Origin of the sequence: Streptomyces armeniacus (assembly GCF_003355155.1) — a bacterium.
Lineage (GTDB): Bacteria > Actinomycetota > Actinomycetes > Streptomycetales > Streptomycetaceae > Streptomyces > Streptomyces armeniacus.
In genome coordinates, this window is the sequence record NZ_CP031320.1 from 4,687,163 (window position 1) to 4,704,358 (window position 17,196).

Genomic DNA, 17,196 nt, shown 5'->3' on the forward strand with positions numbered 1-17,196 from the left:
CGTCAGGCCCTCTTTTCCAGGAAGTCCAGGAAGGACGGCTCTTCGCTCTTCTTCGCGGCCTGACCGTTGTTGTCGCCGGGAGTCTGCGAGACGGCGTTCAGCTGCTCTGCCGTATTGAGCGACTGGGCAGTCTTGATTCCCTTCTTATGGGCTTTCTCGATCGCTTTCACCTTGCGCTTTTCCGGCAGTTCCACGTAGCGGCGCTGATATTCGCTGTCGAGCTTTCCCACGTGTTTTACTGCGGCTCGCAGGTCGCTTTCGAACTGTGCCAGCGGGCGGGACGCGAGAAACGCACGGATCCGCGGCTCGAAGGGCTTGTCTCCGTCGAACTCGACATTCTCCAGGTCGGCTCGGTACTCGCGGAGCAGCACCCTGACCTCGTCGGCCATCTGCCGCAGCCGCGCACGCTGCTGGGCGCCGTACAGGGCGGTGCCGCCGGGCTTCATCAGGTGGTCCGAGGTCCATCGGTTGTTGTTCTCGGGCATGGCAGAAGACCTCCAGGTCTCGAGGGGTTCGTGGCACGTTCCCCCGGGGCGTGCCTGCGGGGCCGGGGTCGTGTTCGGGCGGGGTGCGGCCGGGGCCTGCCGGCCGTGGCCGTCACCGGTGCGCGCTCAGAGCGTGAGCGCGGGCCGGTGGCGACCATGAGCGGCAGGTGCTGTGCGGGGTGCGGACGCTCAGACGTCCGCGGACAGGGCGTTTCGGCGCCTTCACCGTGTCCCCGAGGCGGGCTATACGTCTCGAGGCCGGTGGAACCGTCGAACGGTCATTTGTGCAGGTCAGCGCCGCTTCCGCCAGCGTGGACGGTGCGGGTGGCACCACCAGCAGTCCGGGCCGTGGTCGGAATCGGTCCGGGCGTGGGCCACGAAGCACAGGGTTGCTGGGGTCCCCAGGACGATGATGGCGAGGATCAGCGTGCCGAGTACGGACAGGGCGATGCTCACGGTGCTCTCCTTTCATGGAACGTGCAGGTCAGCGCTGGGGGTCGTAGCCCTGGACGAGCAGATCGGCGGCCTCCTGGCGGTACTTGGACGCGGTGTCCGTGGAGGAGACCTCGAGCTCGCGCTGGATGTCGGCGAGCCGTACCTGGTCGGCGTCGCCGCCGGCGGCGAGGATCATCCGGGCGACCTTGCGGACCGCTCGCTCGCGCGGGCTGCGCTTCGCGGCGTCCTCGTTTTCGACGGCGCGCCGCTCCAGTTCGGCAGCGGCCCGCCGGGTTTCGGCGGCGGCACGGTTGGCTTCGGCAGCGGCCTTCTTGGACCGCTCGATGTCGGCGAGCGCGGCCTCCGTACGCGCCTTCTCTTCGGCGGCCTTGCGGTTGGCTTCGGCAGCGTCCATCGCCGCTTCGGCGGCAGCCTTCTTGGCTTCGGCAGCGGCCTTGTCCGCTTCGGCGGCGCGCCTGCGAGCTTCGGCTGCCTTCTCCGTCTCGAAGGCTTTGGTTTCGTCGGCGGCGGCACGGTCGGCTTCCGCCGCCGCGTTCCGCTTCTGGGCCGCTTCGTGTTCCAGCTCGGCTGCGCGGACATCTGCAGCGGCCCTTTCCTCGCGTTCCTGGGCCTCCTGGCGCTCGGCCGCGGCCTCGCGGGCGCGGGCTTCGGCTATGACGGCCGACTCCAGCGCTTTCTCCTCCAGTTCGGCGGCCCGCTCGGCGGCGCTGACCTGGGCCCGGGCGTGGGCGCGGGCCTCGCCGGTCTCGCCCTCCACCTGGGCTCGGGCGGCCTCGACCTTGCCCTCGGCCCGGATGTTCTCCTCCTGGGCCTTGAGCTGGGCGATTGTGCGGCGGGTGTCGGCCTCCAGGCGGCGGCGCTCTGCCTCCTCCTGGCGCGCTTCCGCGGCCTGGTCCTGCTCGTCCGGCATGGCCAGGGCCTCGTCGACGGTGTAGCCGTAGGGCGCCATCGTCATCGGCAGCTTCTCGTCCTCGCTCACCTGGGACAGGTCGCCGTCGTGCTTGCGGGTCAGCCACAGCTTGTAGGCGAGAAGTTCCTGGTCACGGCGGATCATCTCCGGGTAGGAGGTGATTCCCCACAGCCGCATCCTGCGGAAGATGCGCCACGTGGAGGGGAAGGACAGGATCCACCGGTCCCAGGGGATGGAGTCGCGTTCTTCCTGGTCATCGGGACGGACGATGCGGTCGATGGAAGTGCGTCCGATTTCCACGACCGCGATGAACAGGATCGGGACGACGGCGTGCGCGAACGCGGCCACGTAGTCCAGCAGCTGCCAGGCGCGGCCCCGGGGAGCGGCAGAGGCCGCGTTGAGGACGACGGTGGCGCCCGTCAGCAGCCACACCGGGTAGCGGATCCAGCTGATGGGCCGGCGGAGCCAGGCCATCAGCAGGTCGAGCGCGATGAGCACCATGATTCCGGTGTCGACGCCGCCGGTGAACAGCTGCGCCTTGCCCAGGCTGGCGAAGTGGAGCCGCTCGTACGCGAAGTCGGCGACGTGCTCGAACGACAGGTACAAGCCGATACCCGCGAGGACGAGTGCGGCCACGACGATCAGGCCGGCGGTCCACTTCTGCGAGCGGGTCAGCGCGGCGCCGCCCGAGGTGTCGGCGGTCTTGATCGAGTTCCGCTTCGGCGTCTCCGAAACGGAATCAGGCGCATTCGAAAGGTGGTCAGGCGCGCTCGAAGCGGCACCGGGTGAGAGCGAAGCGGTGGTTGGAGGGTCCGAAACCGGGGTGTCGGTGGCCGCTCGGTGCGGCACTTCCGTGATCGTCATGAGGGCCTCCGGGAAGGGGGCGTGAGGTGGGGTCGAAACGAAGGCCGCTGCTCCCGAAACGCGTTGGCGTGTTCCCGAAGCAGCGGCCGGTGAAGTCGAAGGGGCGTGTTGTGGCGGCGAAGGCGGGGCCGTCAGCGGCGGCTGCGGTGCTCTATCGCGTCGCGCAGCACCCCGTGGTGGGCCCACGCGACGGTGGGGAAGAGCACGACGGCGGCAGCGATACGGACAGCCAAGGGGGCGCCGGCCTTCTCCAGCGCGAGCGCCACGGAGACGGTGCAGGCCAGGGCGAAGAGAAAGGAGATCGCGTGCGTGTTCATCAAAAGACTCCGGGGGAGATGCGTTCGACGGGGCCGGGCTGTCCGGCTCCCTTTCACCGCCCGATCCGGCGGGCCGGTGCGGGCGGATCAGGCAACTGGCAGACCGGTTCAGGCGGCGGTGAGGGCACCGGTGCCGGATGCGGGCCGGTGCGGCGGAATGACCCGCCCGTCGGGGAGGAGTTCGCCGGTGTCGTCGAAGAGCACGAGCCCGTTGCACAACCGGCTCCAGCCCTGTTCGGGGAAGTGCGCCACGGTACGGGCGGCCTCGCGGTCGGGGCGGTCAGCAGGCGGGCACGGAGGCGTGTGCGGGCAGCGGGCGGTGCTGGGCATGGGTGATCTCCCTCGGGCAGGGCGGGTGGGTGGAGTGCGGTCACTGCGTTCTCCGCCGTCACCGGAACAGCCGCGGAGGACTGGGCCGGTGACGTCCGGGCAGCGCAGAGCTGCAGGTTGAGTGGGGGTGCGCGGTGGTCAGTCGAGCGCGCGGTCACCGGCAAGGTGAGCGACTTCGCGCAGCTGCTCGCGCTGGGACTCGGTCTCCTTGAGGAGGTCCTCGACCAACGGTGTCTCGGCACACATGGAGTACGAATCCGGGGTGCGGTGCTCGTACGTGATGTACCAGTCGCTCATGTCGACGCGCAGCTCCTGGGCAACCGTCCTCAGGGGAAGTTCGTGGTCGTAGCCGGCCACGTCGACCTGGTCAGCGGCGAGTCGCGTGAGCCGACAGGCGACCGCGTCCCACGCTTCGGCAGCGTTCCTCGCGGCGCGCTCGGCGCTGACCAGGCGCAGCATCTGTGCGCGCCAACGGTCGTCCGGGGTGTCCCAGAAAGCCTTGAACGCGGCGCGCAGATTGTCGCGGGCCACCTTCCAAGCCGTCCACAGGCCGACGGCCTCCTGCAGCACGGGACCGGCCACCGCTCGGAGCAGGGCGTGGGACCACAGGATCCGCGCCGCCTCGTACTGGGAGTAGAGCTCCGTCCGGTGCGTCCAGGTCAGCGTCTCGTCGTTGTAGATCGCGCGCGGCACCCTGGGCTCGGGCTCACGGCCGGTGAAGGCCCTGAAGTGCCAGATGGTCTCGCCCCGCTGCTTGCCGAGCTCCCTACGCTGGAAGTGCTGGAAGTGGGGGTGGTTGTACCGGCTCGTGGACGCCGCCGTGGATGCGCCGTGCCGCAGGCCGGAGTTGTCGAGATCGTGGAACAAGGTGATCGTGCGCGGCATGAGGTCCTCCTGAAGGAGGGCCGGCCCGTACGGACGGCCCTCTCGGTTGGGTGCTGCAGACGGTGAGTGGTGTCAGGCGGCCGGGGCGCGGCGGGCCGCGCGGCGCTTCATCCGGCGCCGGTCGTCCTCGCTGGTTCCGCCCCACACGCCGTGGTCCTGGCCGTTCTCCAGCGCCCAGTTCAGGCAGCTGTCCATCGCGGGGCAGCGCCGGCACACAGCTTTCGCTTCCTCGATCTGCGCCAGCGCCGGGCCGGTGTCGCCGACGGGGAAGAACAGCTCGGGTTCCTCGTCGCGGCAGGCCGAGGTGGCCCGCCAGTCCCCGGGCAGATCAGCGGAGGGTGCGTAGGTGGTGCGTACGATGTTGCGCATGCGGGCCTCCCAGAAGGTCCGGTGATCGAGACAGCCCCAGGGCGGCATCCCTGGGGCTGTTCGGTGTCTACGGCGGCCGGACGGCCGGAGCGGGGTGGGCTGGTGGAGCTCCCGACGCTCTCCGCCGTCCCCGCCCCGGATGGGGAGCGGGGACGACGGGCAGGACCGGGGCGCGGATCAGAGGGTGTTCTCCTCCAGGGAGAAGAACAGGACCACGGTGTTGTCCTGGTCGGGGAAGTGGGCCTTGACCAGGCATACGAGGGTGTCGTTCCGCCTGGTGCCGCGCGGGACGGCGAGTACGCCGCTGCGGGTACTCGCCCCGCCGTCCTCGCGTCGTACGGTCAGCACAAAGTGGTACTCGCGGTCCTGGCCGCTCAGGCTGTTGTTGATGTTGCTGGTTTCCGTGCCGGGGTGCTGTGTGGTCCGTGTGGTCACCGGGGTGGCCCCTTCGTCAGCGTGGGTGGGCGGTGTATCTCCTGGACGCGGTGCCCGGCGGCGTACGCGACCGCGGTGGTGAGATCGACCGCGTGGAGAAGAGCGCGGGTACCGGGTGTGAGCCCTCGGACAGCGAGGGCCCGGGCGGCCGCGTGGACGGCCGCGCGGGCACTGCGTATGGGGGAGTCGTCGTCAAGCAATCGGTGTGGCCTGAAGGTTGAGGCCCGCGGTGGTGCCGCCCGACGGACGAGCCGGGCGGCACCACCGCGGGCGCGGTCGCGGGTCAGCAGTAGGCGCAGGAAACGTCCCCGGGCGCGTTGATGGAGTTGCAGCGGGGACACCGCCACGCCTGAAGGGCCGCGATCAGGAAGCGGAGAGTGGTCACGATGGCTCCTCCCTTCAGGACCCGCAGCGCTTGCAGGCCGAGCCGGACTCGTTGCTCTCGTTGCAGACGGGGCAGTTGCCCATGCAGCCGCCGTATCCCGGCGCCGTCAGACCGAGCGGCGTATGCGGGCACCGGTCGCCCCGAACGCGGCGGGCGGCACGCCGGTCGCCGGCGTGCCGGGAGCCGCGGCCGACGATGACCGCACGCTGGGCGCAGGTGAGCACGAGGCGGCGGGCCAGGGCGTGCGGTCGCGTGACGGGGTCGGGCTCCGGCTCGGGGCCGCGGTGGTCGTCGTCGCGCTCGATGTCGTCGACGAGCCCGGCCAGCGCGGAGAGAGCACCGCGGCGGGGGAGCGGGGGCATCTGATCGGGGTTGCTGGTGTCCCGCTCGTGCTGGGGCTCCGGCTCGTCGGCCGCAGTGGTGACGGCCGCCGGGGGCCGTGTCATGATCGTAGGCACAGGCGCTTACCTCCAAGTTGGGGCCTGTAGAAGGGCGCCGCCCAGGGCCGTAATCCCTGGGCGGCGTTCGCGTGTTCGGAGTTGTGCTCGTACGAGCGGCGAGCGTGTGCTTCGCTCCTGCCGGTCATGCGCCGTGGTGGTCGTCGAGCTTGAGGAAGCCCATGCGTACCTCCTTCCGGGACGGCGCAGGGCGCGACCGTACGGTCGCGCCCTGCGCATGTTGTGTGCTGGAGCCACGGGTGCTGACGGCTCCCCTGTGACTCAGCCCGTGCCGGGCGGGCCCGGCACGGGCTGAGCAGGCAACTGTCAGCTGCTGAGCTCGCGGACCAGGCCAGCCAGGAAGCGGCCGACCGCCGCGGCCTCGACGTCGGTGGCCTCCCGCCACTGCGCACTGCGGGTCTGTGCGCGCTCCTGGGCCTCCCGGCGCTCGCGGCGCCGCTCTTCGCCCTCGGCCTTCGCTCGCTGCTTCCGCTCGAAGTCCCAGGAGGCCGCGTGCTGCGACTCACGGAACTCGAGCTCGGCGCCCGTTTCACAGCGGGCGCCGGGCTTGCCATCCTTGTCGCGGCGGCAGACCGTGCAGCCGTCTCGGTGCGCCGCGAGAGCGGCGCGGGCCTGCTCCAGCTGGGTCCACAGCTTCGACACGACGGGCACGGCCTCCTCCGTCGTGGTGGCCAGGCGCGCGATCGGCGTCGGGGGCGCCTGCTTCGGCTTCCGGATCACCTGCGTGGGGCGGCGCGACCGTACGGTGGCATCAGCTTCTGCTACCTGGCGGCCCCACTCCGCGATGTCGATGTCGATGTCGACCCGCCGGGCTGCGCCGCCGCACTTGGGGCCGTTCTTGCCGCGCTCGGTGCGTTCCAGGCGGTGCGGCCAGATCACGCCGCGCCGCAGCGGATGCCACTCTTCGCAGTCCGGGCAGACGATGGATCGGCGCTCGCCGTCGCGGAGTTGGACGTGGTCGGCTGGGATCTCGCTGACCTTCAGCGGGGGGCGGCTCAGGTTGGGCTTCATCATGCTCCCGTACGCGTTCTAAAGGGGATTCGGGGAGGTCGTTGCGGTCTCCGCAGCCCAGGGCAGGGGTGCCGTGGGCAAGGGACGCCGCATCGGCGCTCGAAGGTGGTGCTCCCGCAGGCCGGTGAGGGATCTCGTGGTTCGTCACCTCGGAATGGCACTGCTGGCTATGAACTTGGTTGGGGCCGTTGACCGGCGCCCACAACCGGCGTCGCACTCGGTGCGATTCCAGTGGACGGCGTCGGATGGGGCTCCTCACGAAGCCCGACATACATCAGGTTGCATCAGGTACCCTCAAGTGTCAAGCGGTACACTGATTGACCTAACGAGGGACGAAGGAGGCGACGATGGACCGGGCCGACAACAGGCCGCCGTACGCCCGCATCGCGGGGTACTACCGCGACCAGATCAGCTCGGGTGTGTTGCCTCCCGGCACCCTGCTGCCAAGCATCAGGGACCTGGCCGATCAGTGGGAGGTCAGCACAGCCACGGTCGACAGGGCCATGCGCGTACTCCGCAAAGAGCAGCTCGTACAGGGAATCCAGGGCATCGGGACCGAGGTCGTCGGCCGCCCTGTATCGCTGTCCTCCGGTGCCGAGCGTCACGACCGCAGCGGACGAACCAAGTCCTCGTGGGGAGACGGTGAACAGTCGAGCGCGCACACCGCCGCGACGGTCCCCGCCCCCGATTCGGTGGCAACTGTCCTGGGCATCGACCCCGGCGAGGACGTGATCCGGCGACGCCGGGTTTACCGGGACGTGCACGGCATCGTTTGCCATTCCACCTCCTGGCTGCCGGCCGAGTTCGGCAAAGCAGTACCGGAGCTGCTGCGCAGCGAGCGCCTCAAGGGCGGCCTGTCACTCGACCTGATCGCCCAGGCGACAGGGCGGCAGGTAGTGAAGCGCGTCGATGAGGAGACCGCGCGCATCGCGACGAATGAGGACCTCAAGCTCTTGGAACTGGCACCGGGGACTGTCGCCGCGATCCTGGTCCTGACAGCGCAGTTCCTGGATGTCGACGGCCAACTACTGGAGTACGGCGTCGACCTGGGCGCCCCCGGCCGCGTCCGTACGGCGGTCACGGACCCTGTTCGATGACCGCGCTCGACTCGGATCCTGCACGGGCGCCCCACGCGATCCTCATGACGGGGATGCCGGGCGCGGGGAAAACAACGCTCGCGCGAGCCCTCACCACCGTCGGCTACAGGCGCCTCTGTCCGGACGAGGAGATGTTCCGCCGGTACGGCCGGTACGGCACCGACTTCCCCCGCGGCCAGTTCCGTGTCCGCGAGGCACCCGTACTCCAGGACATCGGCGCCGAACTGCGCGCCATGCTGGAAGCAGGGACCGACGCTGTGGTCGACCACGGGTTCTGGACCCCGCGGGAGCGCACCGAGTGGAAGACGCTCGTCCAGGAGGCCGGCGGGGTACCCGTGCTGATCTACCTGCCGGTGCCGCATGCGTTGCGCTGGGCCCGAATCGAGCAGCGCAATGCGTTGGCCGACCACGACGCGAACTCGATCGAGTTCAGCGAGGAAGACCTCCTGCGGTTCGCTGGACGCTTCGAGCCCCCGACCGAAGACGAGCCCCACATCGTGTACCACGGGAATCCAGAAGCCGTTCTGGCCGCGGTGGGTCATGCCCAGCCCGGGACGGAGAGGGCCCGCTCGGGCTCGTAACCTGCGCCGCGCGTCTTCCATTCCAGTGCTCCACTCCTTCGTACCCGCTCGGGAGACACGCTCCCGAGCTGTGGCGCCGGATCTCCGCGTTGCCGCCCTGTGCGGGGCCTTCAAGAAGGTTCCTGCGCAGGTAACTTGCGCGAGATGGCTTGTCGTAGACCTGATGTGGACACAGCGTGGAAACTGGTCGTGGCCTGACTGGCCCCGGGAGTCCTAAGGGGTGTGTAGTGATCACTGTGGAGCAGTGGACGGCCGATGAGGCGCTGCTGTTGAAGTCGGTGATGCGGCAGTCGGTCCGTGACTTCGCTCAGCGCCTCGGCATCAACCCGCGGACGGTCTCGCACTGGAAGAACAACCGGTCCGCCGTGTGCCGACCGTCGATGCAGCAGATCCTGGACATGGCCCTGGCCGGCTGTACGCCTGCGGAGCAGGAAGCCTTCCGCGTCCAACTCGCTACGCGGCGGGGGGAGGACACTTCCGCTACCCCATCAACCGCCCGACCTAGCCCATGCACGGTTGTCGCCCACCGCTTTCTACCGGCCTACGTGGGGGACAAGCTCGCGCACGTGTATGCCGCCGGGCTGCCGCGCCCGTCAGGGCCCGGCGGGCTCGAGCAACGGGTCTTTCCCGGCAGACATCCGTCGGCACAGACTTCGACGGTGCACGCGTACGCGTGTGGGATCGCGGTGGTGCACCTGGAGGAGCGCGTCCAAGTCGGCTCGCTCACGGAGCTCGCAGTGCGGCGGTACCGGTCGTACGCGCGGGACCGCGACTGGGCCGGACGCCGGATCAGGGACCTGCTGAAGGAGCACGGCGCCGGACAGGTCACCGCCGAAGGTGTGCCGGATCCGGAGTATGTGCTGTGCGCGTACGAACTGCGTGAGCACTCCTGGGTGGGCGAAGGGCTGGAGACCGCGCTGCAGCTGCTTGCGACGCCATCGGTGCTGGTTAACCGACAGGATCCGATGAACGTGGTCCCCCTCGGGACTGGCGTGGAGGACGCCAGGTTCCGCGACGGCTGGGCGCACCCCGAGGTCGTCGAATTCGGCGGGGGTGTCTCCCGCGGAATCGCTGGCTGGTCGGGAGTGGCGTATCACCCGCGGCCAGACGAGCGTGCACTGACGATGAGCCAGATCGTCGCGCTGGAGCTGGATGTCCAGGCCCTATGGGCGCTCTCATCGCACATCCTGCACATGATCGAGGAAGGGCACGATCCCGTAATGCCGGAGACGTGCGGGTGGCGTGCTCTGCGCAGTGCGTACGTTCGGCTCACCACGGCGCGCGCGACGGAGACAGCCCAGCACCGCATGATGCGCGAGGCGATCTTAACGACCAGTGAGCTCCCGGAGCGGCTGCGAGCCGCACAGGATGCTCTTCGGGAATCTGTTCCGTGACGGCACGGGAAAGGCGGGCGGGAGTGGACCTGGACCTTCGTACGACAGCGCTAATCGTGATCGACGTGCAGCGTGGCTTCATCAACCACAACAGCCGCGGGGTGGTCCCCGCGGTCGTGGAGTTGGTGGATGGCTGGCTGGCCGGCGGTGGTGCTGTGGTGTTCTCCCGGTTCCACAACCCGGCCGGGTCTCCCTACGAGAGGATCACGGGGTGGAAGCGACTGCGGACTGCCGACGAGCAAGCGCTCGTCGACGAGCTCGCCCCGTACGTGACGAGGGCCGCCGCGGTCATCGACAAGGGCGAGTCGTCAGTTTTCACCGAGGAAGGCATCCGCGTCTTTCGACAGGCGGGCTGGACTGATCTGGTGCTGTGCGGCATCGATACGGACGCCTGCGTCTACGACTCCGCGATCGCCGCCTACCAGCGCGGCTACCGGCCGTGGATCGTGACGGACGCGTGCGCTTCGACGGGCGGGCCCGAGTACCACGACGCGGCGCTGCTGCTCGCCTCTCGAAACGTGAGCAAGACCCAGCTCATCACCTCGAGCAGCATCCTGGCGTCGGTCAGCGGCCCGACGGGAGCCTGCGCGTGACGAAGCTGCTCGTCGTGGGGGCTGGCCCGGCAGGGGTCGCGGCCGCACTGATGGCCTCGAGCCTGGGTATGCGGACGACCCTGATCGAGGCAGGACAGGTCGGCGAGAAGCTTCAAGCCATCGGCGCCCTCGAGAACGTTCCTGGTGGCTGGTCGAAGGGGGCCGAGCTCGCCGAGGGACTGGCCACCGACGTGGAGCGGCTGCAGGCGGGCGGGAGATGCGCTCTGGTCCACGGCCAAGTCGAGCGCATCGTCGGAACCGATGACCAGGTCGAGGTCGTGCTCGCCAGCGGCGGCACGCTGGTCGGGAACGCCGCGGTCGTCGCGACCGGCGTTCACAGTCTCCGGACGCAGGATGTCGACTGGATCGATGCCTCCGCCGAGCTGACCTTGCCTCCGCTGTGGCGTACGTCGGCCGGCGAGCTCGAAGCAGCGCGTCATACGGTCGTGTTGGGCGGGGACCGCCCGCTGGGGACCTGGTTGCGCGCCCACCCCCACGCCGCGGTCGAGCTGGAGGTGCTGTACCCCGCGGTCGACGCCTACAAGATCGCCGAAGTGGCGGAGGATCCCCGCGTCCGCGCGTACGAGATCGAGCACGTTGTCGCGCAGACGTCTGTCGACGGTGTTCATCTCACCGTGGAGCAGACCGTCGGCGGTCTCCTCACAGTCACCGCCGACGTAGTGCTTGGCAACATGGGTTCCAAGCCTGCCGTACCCGATGGTGATCTCGTGCGAGGCCCGGATGGGTACTGCCCTCCTACCGTGCAGCATCCGCGCATCCTGATCGCGGGAGACCTTCGATCCGCGCGGTTCCAGCGCATCGCCAGCGCGCAGGGCTCGGGTGCCGAGGCCGTGCTCGCCCACTACTACAGGGCCGTGGACGCGCCGAACTGAGGGCAAACGCGCGACAGACGCAGCGCGATTTACCAAAGATGCCCGCTGTCCTAGCGAACACCGGGCTGACCCATCAGCGCAGCGCTGGCAGATCCGAGCGCAGCCGGAACAGGGGTCTCGCCTCGTGAACTGCCACGGAGATTCCACGCTGTTGCCACGCCGGGGCCTCTCGCTCAGCGGGGTACGCCCAGATCCTTGAGCAGTGCTACTCCCACAGGTCGTTGAGCAGGAAGTCGATCGTGCAGCGCGTGCCGGGCCAGGTCGAAAAGAGCCCAGCGCACTGCGGTCGCACCGCTCCGTTCTACGCGCTGCACGCTCTACGAGCCTGAGTGGGCGTCAACTGCCGCCCGTGGGTATGGCAGCGACACGAGTTCCCCGGGCGCCTCACGAACATCACGGGACCGGTACAGTGGCCCCAGCATTGATCAAAAGAAAAGTGGCCCCGTCGATCGACCTTGGACAAGTCGAGAGGGGCCACAGCGGCCGAAGGACCTTGTGGTGGGGGTCCGGACGGCCCGCCGAACACCTTCGCATCTCGAACCAGAAAGGTGCCGACGTGATCAGGGTACCCGTACCCCTTCCTCGACACACAGCACCCCGCCGTGGTGTCAGCGACCGCACATGCGTCCGCTGGCACTTCGGCGGGGTGTTCGCGCTGTCCACGCACGCCTCAGCCCGCATCTCTGGCGTTGAGGAGGTCGGGATGACGTAGGTCTACGTGGGGCGGCGCCCGTGTACGGGTCTTCCTGCCGCCCCGAGGGGCTGCTCAGCTGCCAGGTGATGTAGCGATCACCTGAGGCCAGCGGCCCTCTTCTGCCACCAGAGGCCTGGCAGGGCCTCTGAAGGGCTGTCCGTCCAGGTGGGAGCCGGTCGGACGGTTTGTATTGGTTCTTCCCCAGAACCGAAGCCCACTTCAGGGGCTTCGTTGTGTCACGAGGCGGGCCCCGGACAGGAGTCATTTTGCACGACCTGGTGGGCCACCGCCAGTTTCGGCGTGCCCGTGTACCCCAGTTTTCGTTGTCCGATCGACAAGAACGCCGGTTCGATGTGGTGGACATCACATCACGTGGTGTCCACGGCTCGGCTACCACGAGCCTTTCCGGGCTTGTTTCGCCGCGTCGCGTTGTCACATCCGGGTTGGTGGCTCGGCTTGCCCGGGACGTGCCTTCTCCTCTCGTTGTCGTCTCCCGCGCTGATGCCGTGTCACCATCCGCTCTCGCGGTCGGCCGTACGGCAGGCGTTCCCCGTTGCCGGCGAACGCCGTTCAGGGGGCCTCGGGGACTTGCACGGCTTGTCCGCCCGCGTGCTACGGGCGGCCTTCGTGATGACCAGTCTCGGCAGAAATGCAGGTCAGTTCGCAGTTGCGGGGCTAGCCCCCGGCTGTTTCAGAGTGCGGCTGCACCACAGAAAGAACCGGCGAGCCGGTGCTGTCTGTGTGCTCGCCCCGGGCCCAAGGGGGTGAAGACGTCCGCACTCTCGAAGGGGGGGCACTCCGGTGTCCACACTCCAACTGCTCGTCCTGCTGCTCATGGTGCTCGTCGGCGCGTCCGGCGCGGGCGGCCTGGCGTATCTGGTCCACCGTCACCCTCGGGCAGGAACACCGGTACTGGTCGCCATCGGGTTCACCACGGTGCTCATCGGCGCCGTCGCCCTGATCCTCACCGCACGGTGAATCCGTACGCCCTGTTCCACGGCGGGCAGTTCGGTGCGCCCGCCGTGGCGGTGGCCGTCCGGGGTCCGCTGTGAGTGCTGTGGCGGCGGCCGCCGCCACAGCGGTTCCTGCGCCGCGTTCGTCGGCCGACGGCAACGCGCCCGCGGTGCTGCCTGCGCTGTGGGTTCCGGAGGTGGAGCAGTGGCTGTCGACGTCGGCAGGCCGGACGGCGCTCGACGGCTACTCCTGGATGCAGGCGGTGCACTGGGTCGCCGGGTCCGCGCTGTACGTGCCGCGCCGCTCCCACGGACCGCGTGAGTTCGGCCGGACGACGGTGTGGATCGCGCAGCTCCTCTCCCAGCTCTCGCCGTGCCGCCCCGGAGTGGCGTACCTGGTGCGGCGTACGGGGCTGTCGGAGCGGTCGGTGGAGTACCACCTGTCGATGCTGCGCGAGGCCGGGCTGCTGGCGTACGTCGTCAAGGGAACGCGGGTGCGGGGTGAGCGGGCGCGGGCTTCGGAGTTCGCGCGGGTGATCCCTCCTCAGTTCGATGCCGCCCTCGGTATCCGTACCGAGGGCGAAGGGCGGTCGCGGCGGATGACGGGGATCGCGGAGTCGCGTCGAAGGCTCATGGCGAAGCTGGCGAAGAAGGCGGCCCGGAAGGTCCGAAAGCCGCTGTCCCGGAAGCCCGGGGAAAGGGCTGCGAAAGGGCGGTCAGCGGCGAAGCCGACGGCCGGGAAGAGGGTCGGCCAGGGGCGTGTGGAGGCAGTTTCAGCCGGGTCGCGTTGCACCCCAATGGAGGGTGGTTGCTGTTGTTCTTCTGCTACCGGTGATACCCCCAATCCCCCTGAGAGCAAGCTCGATGACGGGGAGCGCACCTCAGCCACCGGGAAGAAGACCCGGAAGTCCTCCGGCGCCCGCGGGAAGCTGAACAAGGTCGGCCGCCGCTACCAGCTGGCGGCGGCGCCACCTCCTCGCCGTCGCCGACGCCGTCTTCGACGCCCGCGAGGCCTGTCCGCCCCTCCCCCAGGGGGACCAAAAACCCGAGGCCGCCCACCGTGCCCGGCTGGCCCTCGCCGAGGCTGCCGGGACGGTGCTGGCCGGCGGCCTGGCACAGCTCGGCGTTACCGCACCCGCACACCTCTGAGGGGATCAGAGAAGAGACATGAGCCGTTCCGCACACCCCGCCGGGCCCCGCTACGCCGACGTACTGCCCGAAGGGCACTACTCCGCGCCGCCCGCCGACCTGAACCAGCTCGACCAGGGCGTCTGGGCCCGTACGGTCGCCCGTACGCCCGAGGGCGCCGTGACCGTCGGCGGGCTGGACGTACAGCAGCTCGCCGAGGAGTTCGGCACCCCCGCGTACTTCCTCGACGAGGCCGACTTCCGCGCCCGCTGCCGCGCCTGGCGTGACGCCTTCGGCGCCGACGCCGACGTGTTCTACGCGGGCAAGGCGTTCCTCTGCCGCGCCGTCGTGCGCTGGCTGCACGAGGAGGGCCTCAACCTCGACGTCTGCTCGCTCGGCGAGCTGACCACGGCGCTGGCCGCCGGCATGCCCGCCGAGCGGATCGCGATGCACGGCAACAACAAGTCGTCCGAGGAGATCCACCGGGCGGTCGAGGAGGGGGTCGGGCGCATCGTGCTGGACTCGTTCCAGGAGATCGCCCGTGTCGCGCACGCCGCCGCCGCGCTCGGCAAGCGACAGCGCGTGCAGATCAGGGTGACGGTCGGGGTCGAGGCGCACACGCACGAGTTCATCGCGACGGCGCACGAGGACCAGAAGTTCGGGCTGGCGCTGGCGGGCGGCGCGGGCGGCGCGGGCGGTGCCGGGGGCGCCGCGGGCGGGCCGGCCGCGGAGGCCGTACGGCGGGTGCTGCAGCTCGACAGCCTGGAGCTGGTCGGGATCCACTCCCACATCGGTTCGCAGATCTTCGACACCTCCGGCTTCGAGGTCGCCGCGCACCGCGTGGTGGGGCTGCTGCGCCAGGTGCGGGACGAGCACGGCGTCGAACTCCCCGAGATCGACCTCGGCGGCGGACTCGGCATCGCGTACACGCCCGACGACGACCCGAGCGAGCCGCAGGAGATCGCCAAGGCGCTCCGCGACATCGTCACGCGCGAGTGCGAGGGCGCCGGCCTGACCGTGCCGCGGCTGTCCGTCGAGCCGGGCCGGGCGATCGTGGGGCCGACGGCGTTCACGCTGTACGAGGTGGGCACGGTCAAGCCGCTGGACGGGCTGCGGACGTACGTGAGCGTGGACGGCGGCATGTCCGACAACATCCGTACGGCGCTGTACGACGCCGAGTACACGGTGGCGCTGGCCTCCCGCGCGTCCACGGCGGGGCCGATGCTGTCGCGGGTGGTGGGCAAGCACTGCGAGAGCGGCGACATCGTCGTACGGGACGCCTTCCTGCCCGCCGACCTGGCGCCGGGCGACCTGCTCGCGGTGCCGGCGACGGGCGCGTACTGCCGTTCCATGGCCAACAACTACAACCACGCGCTGCGCCCGCCCGTCGTCGCCGTACGGGACGGTGCGGCGCGGGTGATCCTCCGCCGCGAGACGGAGGAGGACCTGCTGCGCCTGGACGTCGGCTGACAGCCGACAGGCTGACAGGCCGAAAAGGCAGCCGGCGCGCAGCAGACACGGGTGCCTCCCGTACGAGGAGGTCCGTGTCGGTTGGCGAGATCTGTGTCCCACATCCTGGAATCGGCATGGAAACTGCCGACCGGTGCGTGAGACTGACTCCACCACGATTGACAAGTGAGCGAGGTCGAATGATGCGTACGCGTCCGCTGAAGGTGGCGCTGCTGGGCTGTGGGGTCGTCGGCTCAGAGGTGGTACGCATCATGACGACGCACGCGGACGACCTCGCCGCCCGGATCGGCGCGCCGGTCGAGCTGGCGGGCATCGCCGTACGGCGCCCCGGCAGGGTCCGCGCGGGCGTCGACCCGAGCCTGGTCACCACGGACGCGGCGGGGCTCGCGAGCCGTCCCGACATCGACGTCGTGGTGGAGGTCATCGGCGGCATCGAGCCCGCCCGCGCCCTGATCACCTCGGCCTTCGAGCACGGTGCCAGCGTGGTGACGGCGAACAAGGCGCTGCTCGCCGAGGACGGCTCGACACTGCACGAGACGGCGGAAAAACACGGCGGCGACCTCTTCTTCGAGGCCGCCGTCGCCGCCGCCATCCCGCTCGTACGGCCGCTGCGCGAGTCCCTCGCGGGCGACAAGGTCAACCGCGTCCTCGGCATCGTCAACGGCACCACCAACTTCATCCTCGACCGCATGGACTCCAGCGGTGCCGGCTACTCCGAGGCGCTCGACGAGGCCACGGCCCTCGGCTACGCGGAGGCCGACCCCACCGCCGACGTGGAGGGCTTCGACGCCGCCGCGAAGGCCGCGATCCTGGCCGGTATCGCGTTCCACACCCGGGTCCGGCTGGACGACGTGCACCGCGAGGGGCTGACGGACGTCACGGCCGCCGACATCGCCTCGGCGAAGCGCATGGGCTGTACGGTCAAGCTGCTCGCGATCTGCGAGCGCGCCGCCGACGGCCGTTCCGTCACCGCGCGGGTGCACCCCGCGATGATCCCGCTGAGCCACCCGCTGGCGTCCGTACGGGAGGCGTACAACGCGGTGTTCGTCGAGTCCGACGCGGCGGGCCAGCTGATGTTCTACGGGCCCGGCGCGGGCGGCGCGCCCACGGCCTCCGCGGTGCTCGGCGACCTCGTGGCCGCCTGCCGCAACAAGCTCAACGGCGCGCGCGGGCCGGGCGAATCGGCGTACGCGCAGCTGCCCGTCTCGCCCATGGGCGAGGTCGTCACGCGCTACCACATCAGCCTGGACGTCGCGGACAAGCCCGGCGTCCTCGCCCAGGTCGCGACCATCTTCGCGGAGCACGGCGTCTCCATCGACACCGTCCGCCAGCAGGGCAAGGACGGTGACGCCTGGCTCGTGGTGGTCACCCACCGGGCCCCCGACGCCGCCCTGAGCGCGACCGTCGAGGCACTGCGCAGACTGGACACCGTCCGCGGCGTCGCCAGCATCATGCGGGTCGAAGGGGAATAAGGGAAATAATGAGCAT

At 69.8% G+C, this 17,196-nt stretch carries 19 protein-coding genes and 1 pseudogene; 9 read left to right on the forward strand and 11 right to left on the reverse strand.

What is annotated here, in order from left to right:
* Nucleotides 1-2: 2 nt before the first annotated feature.
* The 10 genes from DVA86_RS20395 to DVA86_RS20440 form a co-directional block, all read right to left on the reverse strand.
* Nucleotides 3-485: a hypothetical protein gene (locus DVA86_RS20395; RefSeq protein WP_208880289.1), complete on the reverse strand. Its 483-nt coding sequence runs from the start codon at nt 483-485 to the stop codon at nt 3-5.
* Nucleotides 486-776: 291 nt separating this feature from the next.
* Nucleotides 777-941, reverse strand: a complete 165-nt coding sequence (locus tag DVA86_RS20400) for a hypothetical protein (protein WP_208880291.1) — start codon at nt 939-941, stop codon at nt 777-779.
* A gap of 28 nt (nt 942-969) precedes the next feature.
* Nucleotides 970-2,715, reverse strand: a complete 1,746-nt coding sequence (locus DVA86_RS20405) for a DUF2637 domain-containing protein (protein ID WP_208880293.1) — start codon at nt 2,713-2,715, stop codon at nt 970-972.
* A 131-nt stretch (nt 2,716-2,846) separates the two neighbouring features.
* On the reverse strand, nt 2,847-3,032 hold the full coding sequence (locus DVA86_RS20410) for a hypothetical protein (RefSeq protein WP_208880295.1): 186 nt from the start codon (nt 3,030-3,032) through the stop codon (nt 2,847-2,849).
* Nucleotides 3,033-3,140: 108 nt separating this feature from the next.
* The gene (locus DVA86_RS20415) at nt 3,141-3,362 is read right to left on the reverse strand and encodes a DUF5999 family protein (RefSeq protein WP_208880297.1); all 222 of its coding nucleotides are present in this window, start codon (nt 3,360-3,362) and stop codon (nt 3,141-3,143) included.
* 138 nt (nt 3,363-3,500) lie between these two features.
* Entirely contained in the window at nt 3,501-4,247 is a 747-nt protein-coding gene (locus DVA86_RS20420; protein WP_208880299.1) for a hypothetical protein, read from the reverse strand.
* Between the two features lie 72 nt (nt 4,248-4,319).
* The gene (locus tag DVA86_RS20425) at nt 4,320-4,616 is read right to left on the reverse strand and encodes a WhiB family transcriptional regulator (protein WP_208880301.1); all 297 of its coding nucleotides are present in this window, start codon (nt 4,614-4,616) and stop codon (nt 4,320-4,322) included.
* A 177-nt stretch (nt 4,617-4,793) separates the two neighbouring features.
* A complete protein-coding gene (locus tag DVA86_RS20430) occupies nt 4,794-5,051 on the reverse strand; it encodes a hypothetical protein (protein WP_208880303.1) in 258 nt (85 codons plus the stop codon).
* A gap of 399 nt (nt 5,052-5,450) precedes the next feature.
* Nucleotides 5,451-5,882, reverse strand: a complete 432-nt coding sequence (locus tag DVA86_RS20435; protein WP_208880305.1) for a hypothetical protein — start codon at nt 5,880-5,882, stop codon at nt 5,451-5,453.
* A 318-nt stretch (nt 5,883-6,200) separates the two neighbouring features.
* The gene (locus tag DVA86_RS20440; RefSeq protein ID WP_208880307.1) at nt 6,201-6,908 is read right to left on the reverse strand and encodes a hypothetical protein; all 708 of its coding nucleotides are present in this window, start codon (nt 6,906-6,908) and stop codon (nt 6,201-6,203) included.
* A gap of 344 nt (nt 6,909-7,252) precedes the next feature.
* Here DVA86_RS20440 and DVA86_RS20445 point away from each other — a divergent pair, with 344 nt between their 5' ends.
* From DVA86_RS20445 to DVA86_RS20470, 6 genes are all read left to right on the forward strand, one after another.
* The gene (locus tag DVA86_RS20445) at nt 7,253-8,002 is read left to right on the forward strand and encodes a GntR family transcriptional regulator (protein WP_208880309.1); all 750 of its coding nucleotides are present in this window, start codon (nt 7,253-7,255) and stop codon (nt 8,000-8,002) included.
* Nucleotides 7,999-8,583 carry a P-loop nucleotide/nucleoside kinase family protein gene (locus tag DVA86_RS20450; RefSeq protein WP_208880311.1) on the forward strand — a complete coding sequence of 195 codons (585 nt, stop codon included), beginning with the start codon at nt 7,999-8,001 and terminating at the stop codon, nt 8,581-8,583. Before DVA86_RS20445 ends, DVA86_RS20450 begins: the two co-directional genes overlap by 4 nt.
* Before the next feature lie 227 nt (nt 8,584-8,810).
* Entirely contained in the window at nt 8,811-9,977 is a 1,167-nt protein-coding gene (locus DVA86_RS20455; RefSeq protein ID WP_208880313.1) for a helix-turn-helix domain-containing protein, read from the forward strand.
* A gap of 56 nt (nt 9,978-10,033) precedes the next feature.
* Nucleotides 10,034-10,570, forward strand: coding sequence for a cysteine hydrolase family protein (locus tag DVA86_RS20460; RefSeq protein ID WP_245996820.1), 537 nt, complete (start codon nt 10,034-10,036; stop codon nt 10,568-10,570).
* Nucleotides 10,567-11,463, forward strand: a complete 897-nt coding sequence (locus tag DVA86_RS20465; protein ID WP_208880315.1) for an FAD-dependent oxidoreductase — start codon at nt 10,567-10,569, stop codon at nt 11,461-11,463. The genes DVA86_RS20460 and DVA86_RS20465 overlap by 4 nt, the downstream gene beginning before the upstream one ends.
* 1,495 nt (nt 11,464-12,958) lie before the next feature.
* On the forward strand, nt 12,959-13,135 hold the full coding sequence (locus tag DVA86_RS20470) for a hypothetical protein (RefSeq protein WP_208880316.1): 177 nt from the start codon (nt 12,959-12,961) through the stop codon (nt 13,133-13,135).
* A gap of 219 nt (nt 13,136-13,354) precedes the next feature.
* Here the strand turns inward: DVA86_RS20470 and DVA86_RS20475 are convergent, their stop codons facing one another.
* Nucleotides 13,355-13,594, reverse strand: a complete 240-nt coding sequence (locus tag DVA86_RS20475; RefSeq protein ID WP_208880318.1) for a hypothetical protein — start codon at nt 13,592-13,594, stop codon at nt 13,355-13,357.
* A gap of 482 nt (nt 13,595-14,076) precedes the next feature.
* On the opposite strand from DVA86_RS20475, the pseudogene DVA86_RS20480 reads away from it, so the two are divergent.
* The 3 genes and pseudogenes from DVA86_RS20480 to DVA86_RS20490 all read left to right on the forward strand — a co-directional run.
* Nucleotides 14,077-14,259 (forward strand): annotated as a pseudogene (locus tag DVA86_RS20480) (DALR anticodon-binding domain-containing protein); the annotation flags it as partial.
* A gap of 18 nt (nt 14,260-14,277) precedes the next feature.
* Nucleotides 14,278-15,708: a diaminopimelate decarboxylase gene (lysA, locus tag DVA86_RS20485; protein WP_208880320.1), complete on the forward strand. Its 1,431-nt coding sequence runs from the start codon at nt 14,278-14,280 to the stop codon at nt 15,706-15,708.
* A gap of 179 nt (nt 15,709-15,887) precedes the next feature.
* Entirely contained in the window at nt 15,888-17,180 is a 1,293-nt protein-coding gene (locus DVA86_RS20490) for a homoserine dehydrogenase (protein WP_208880322.1), read from the forward strand.
* The last annotated feature ends 16 nt before the right edge of the window (nt 17,181-17,196 follow it).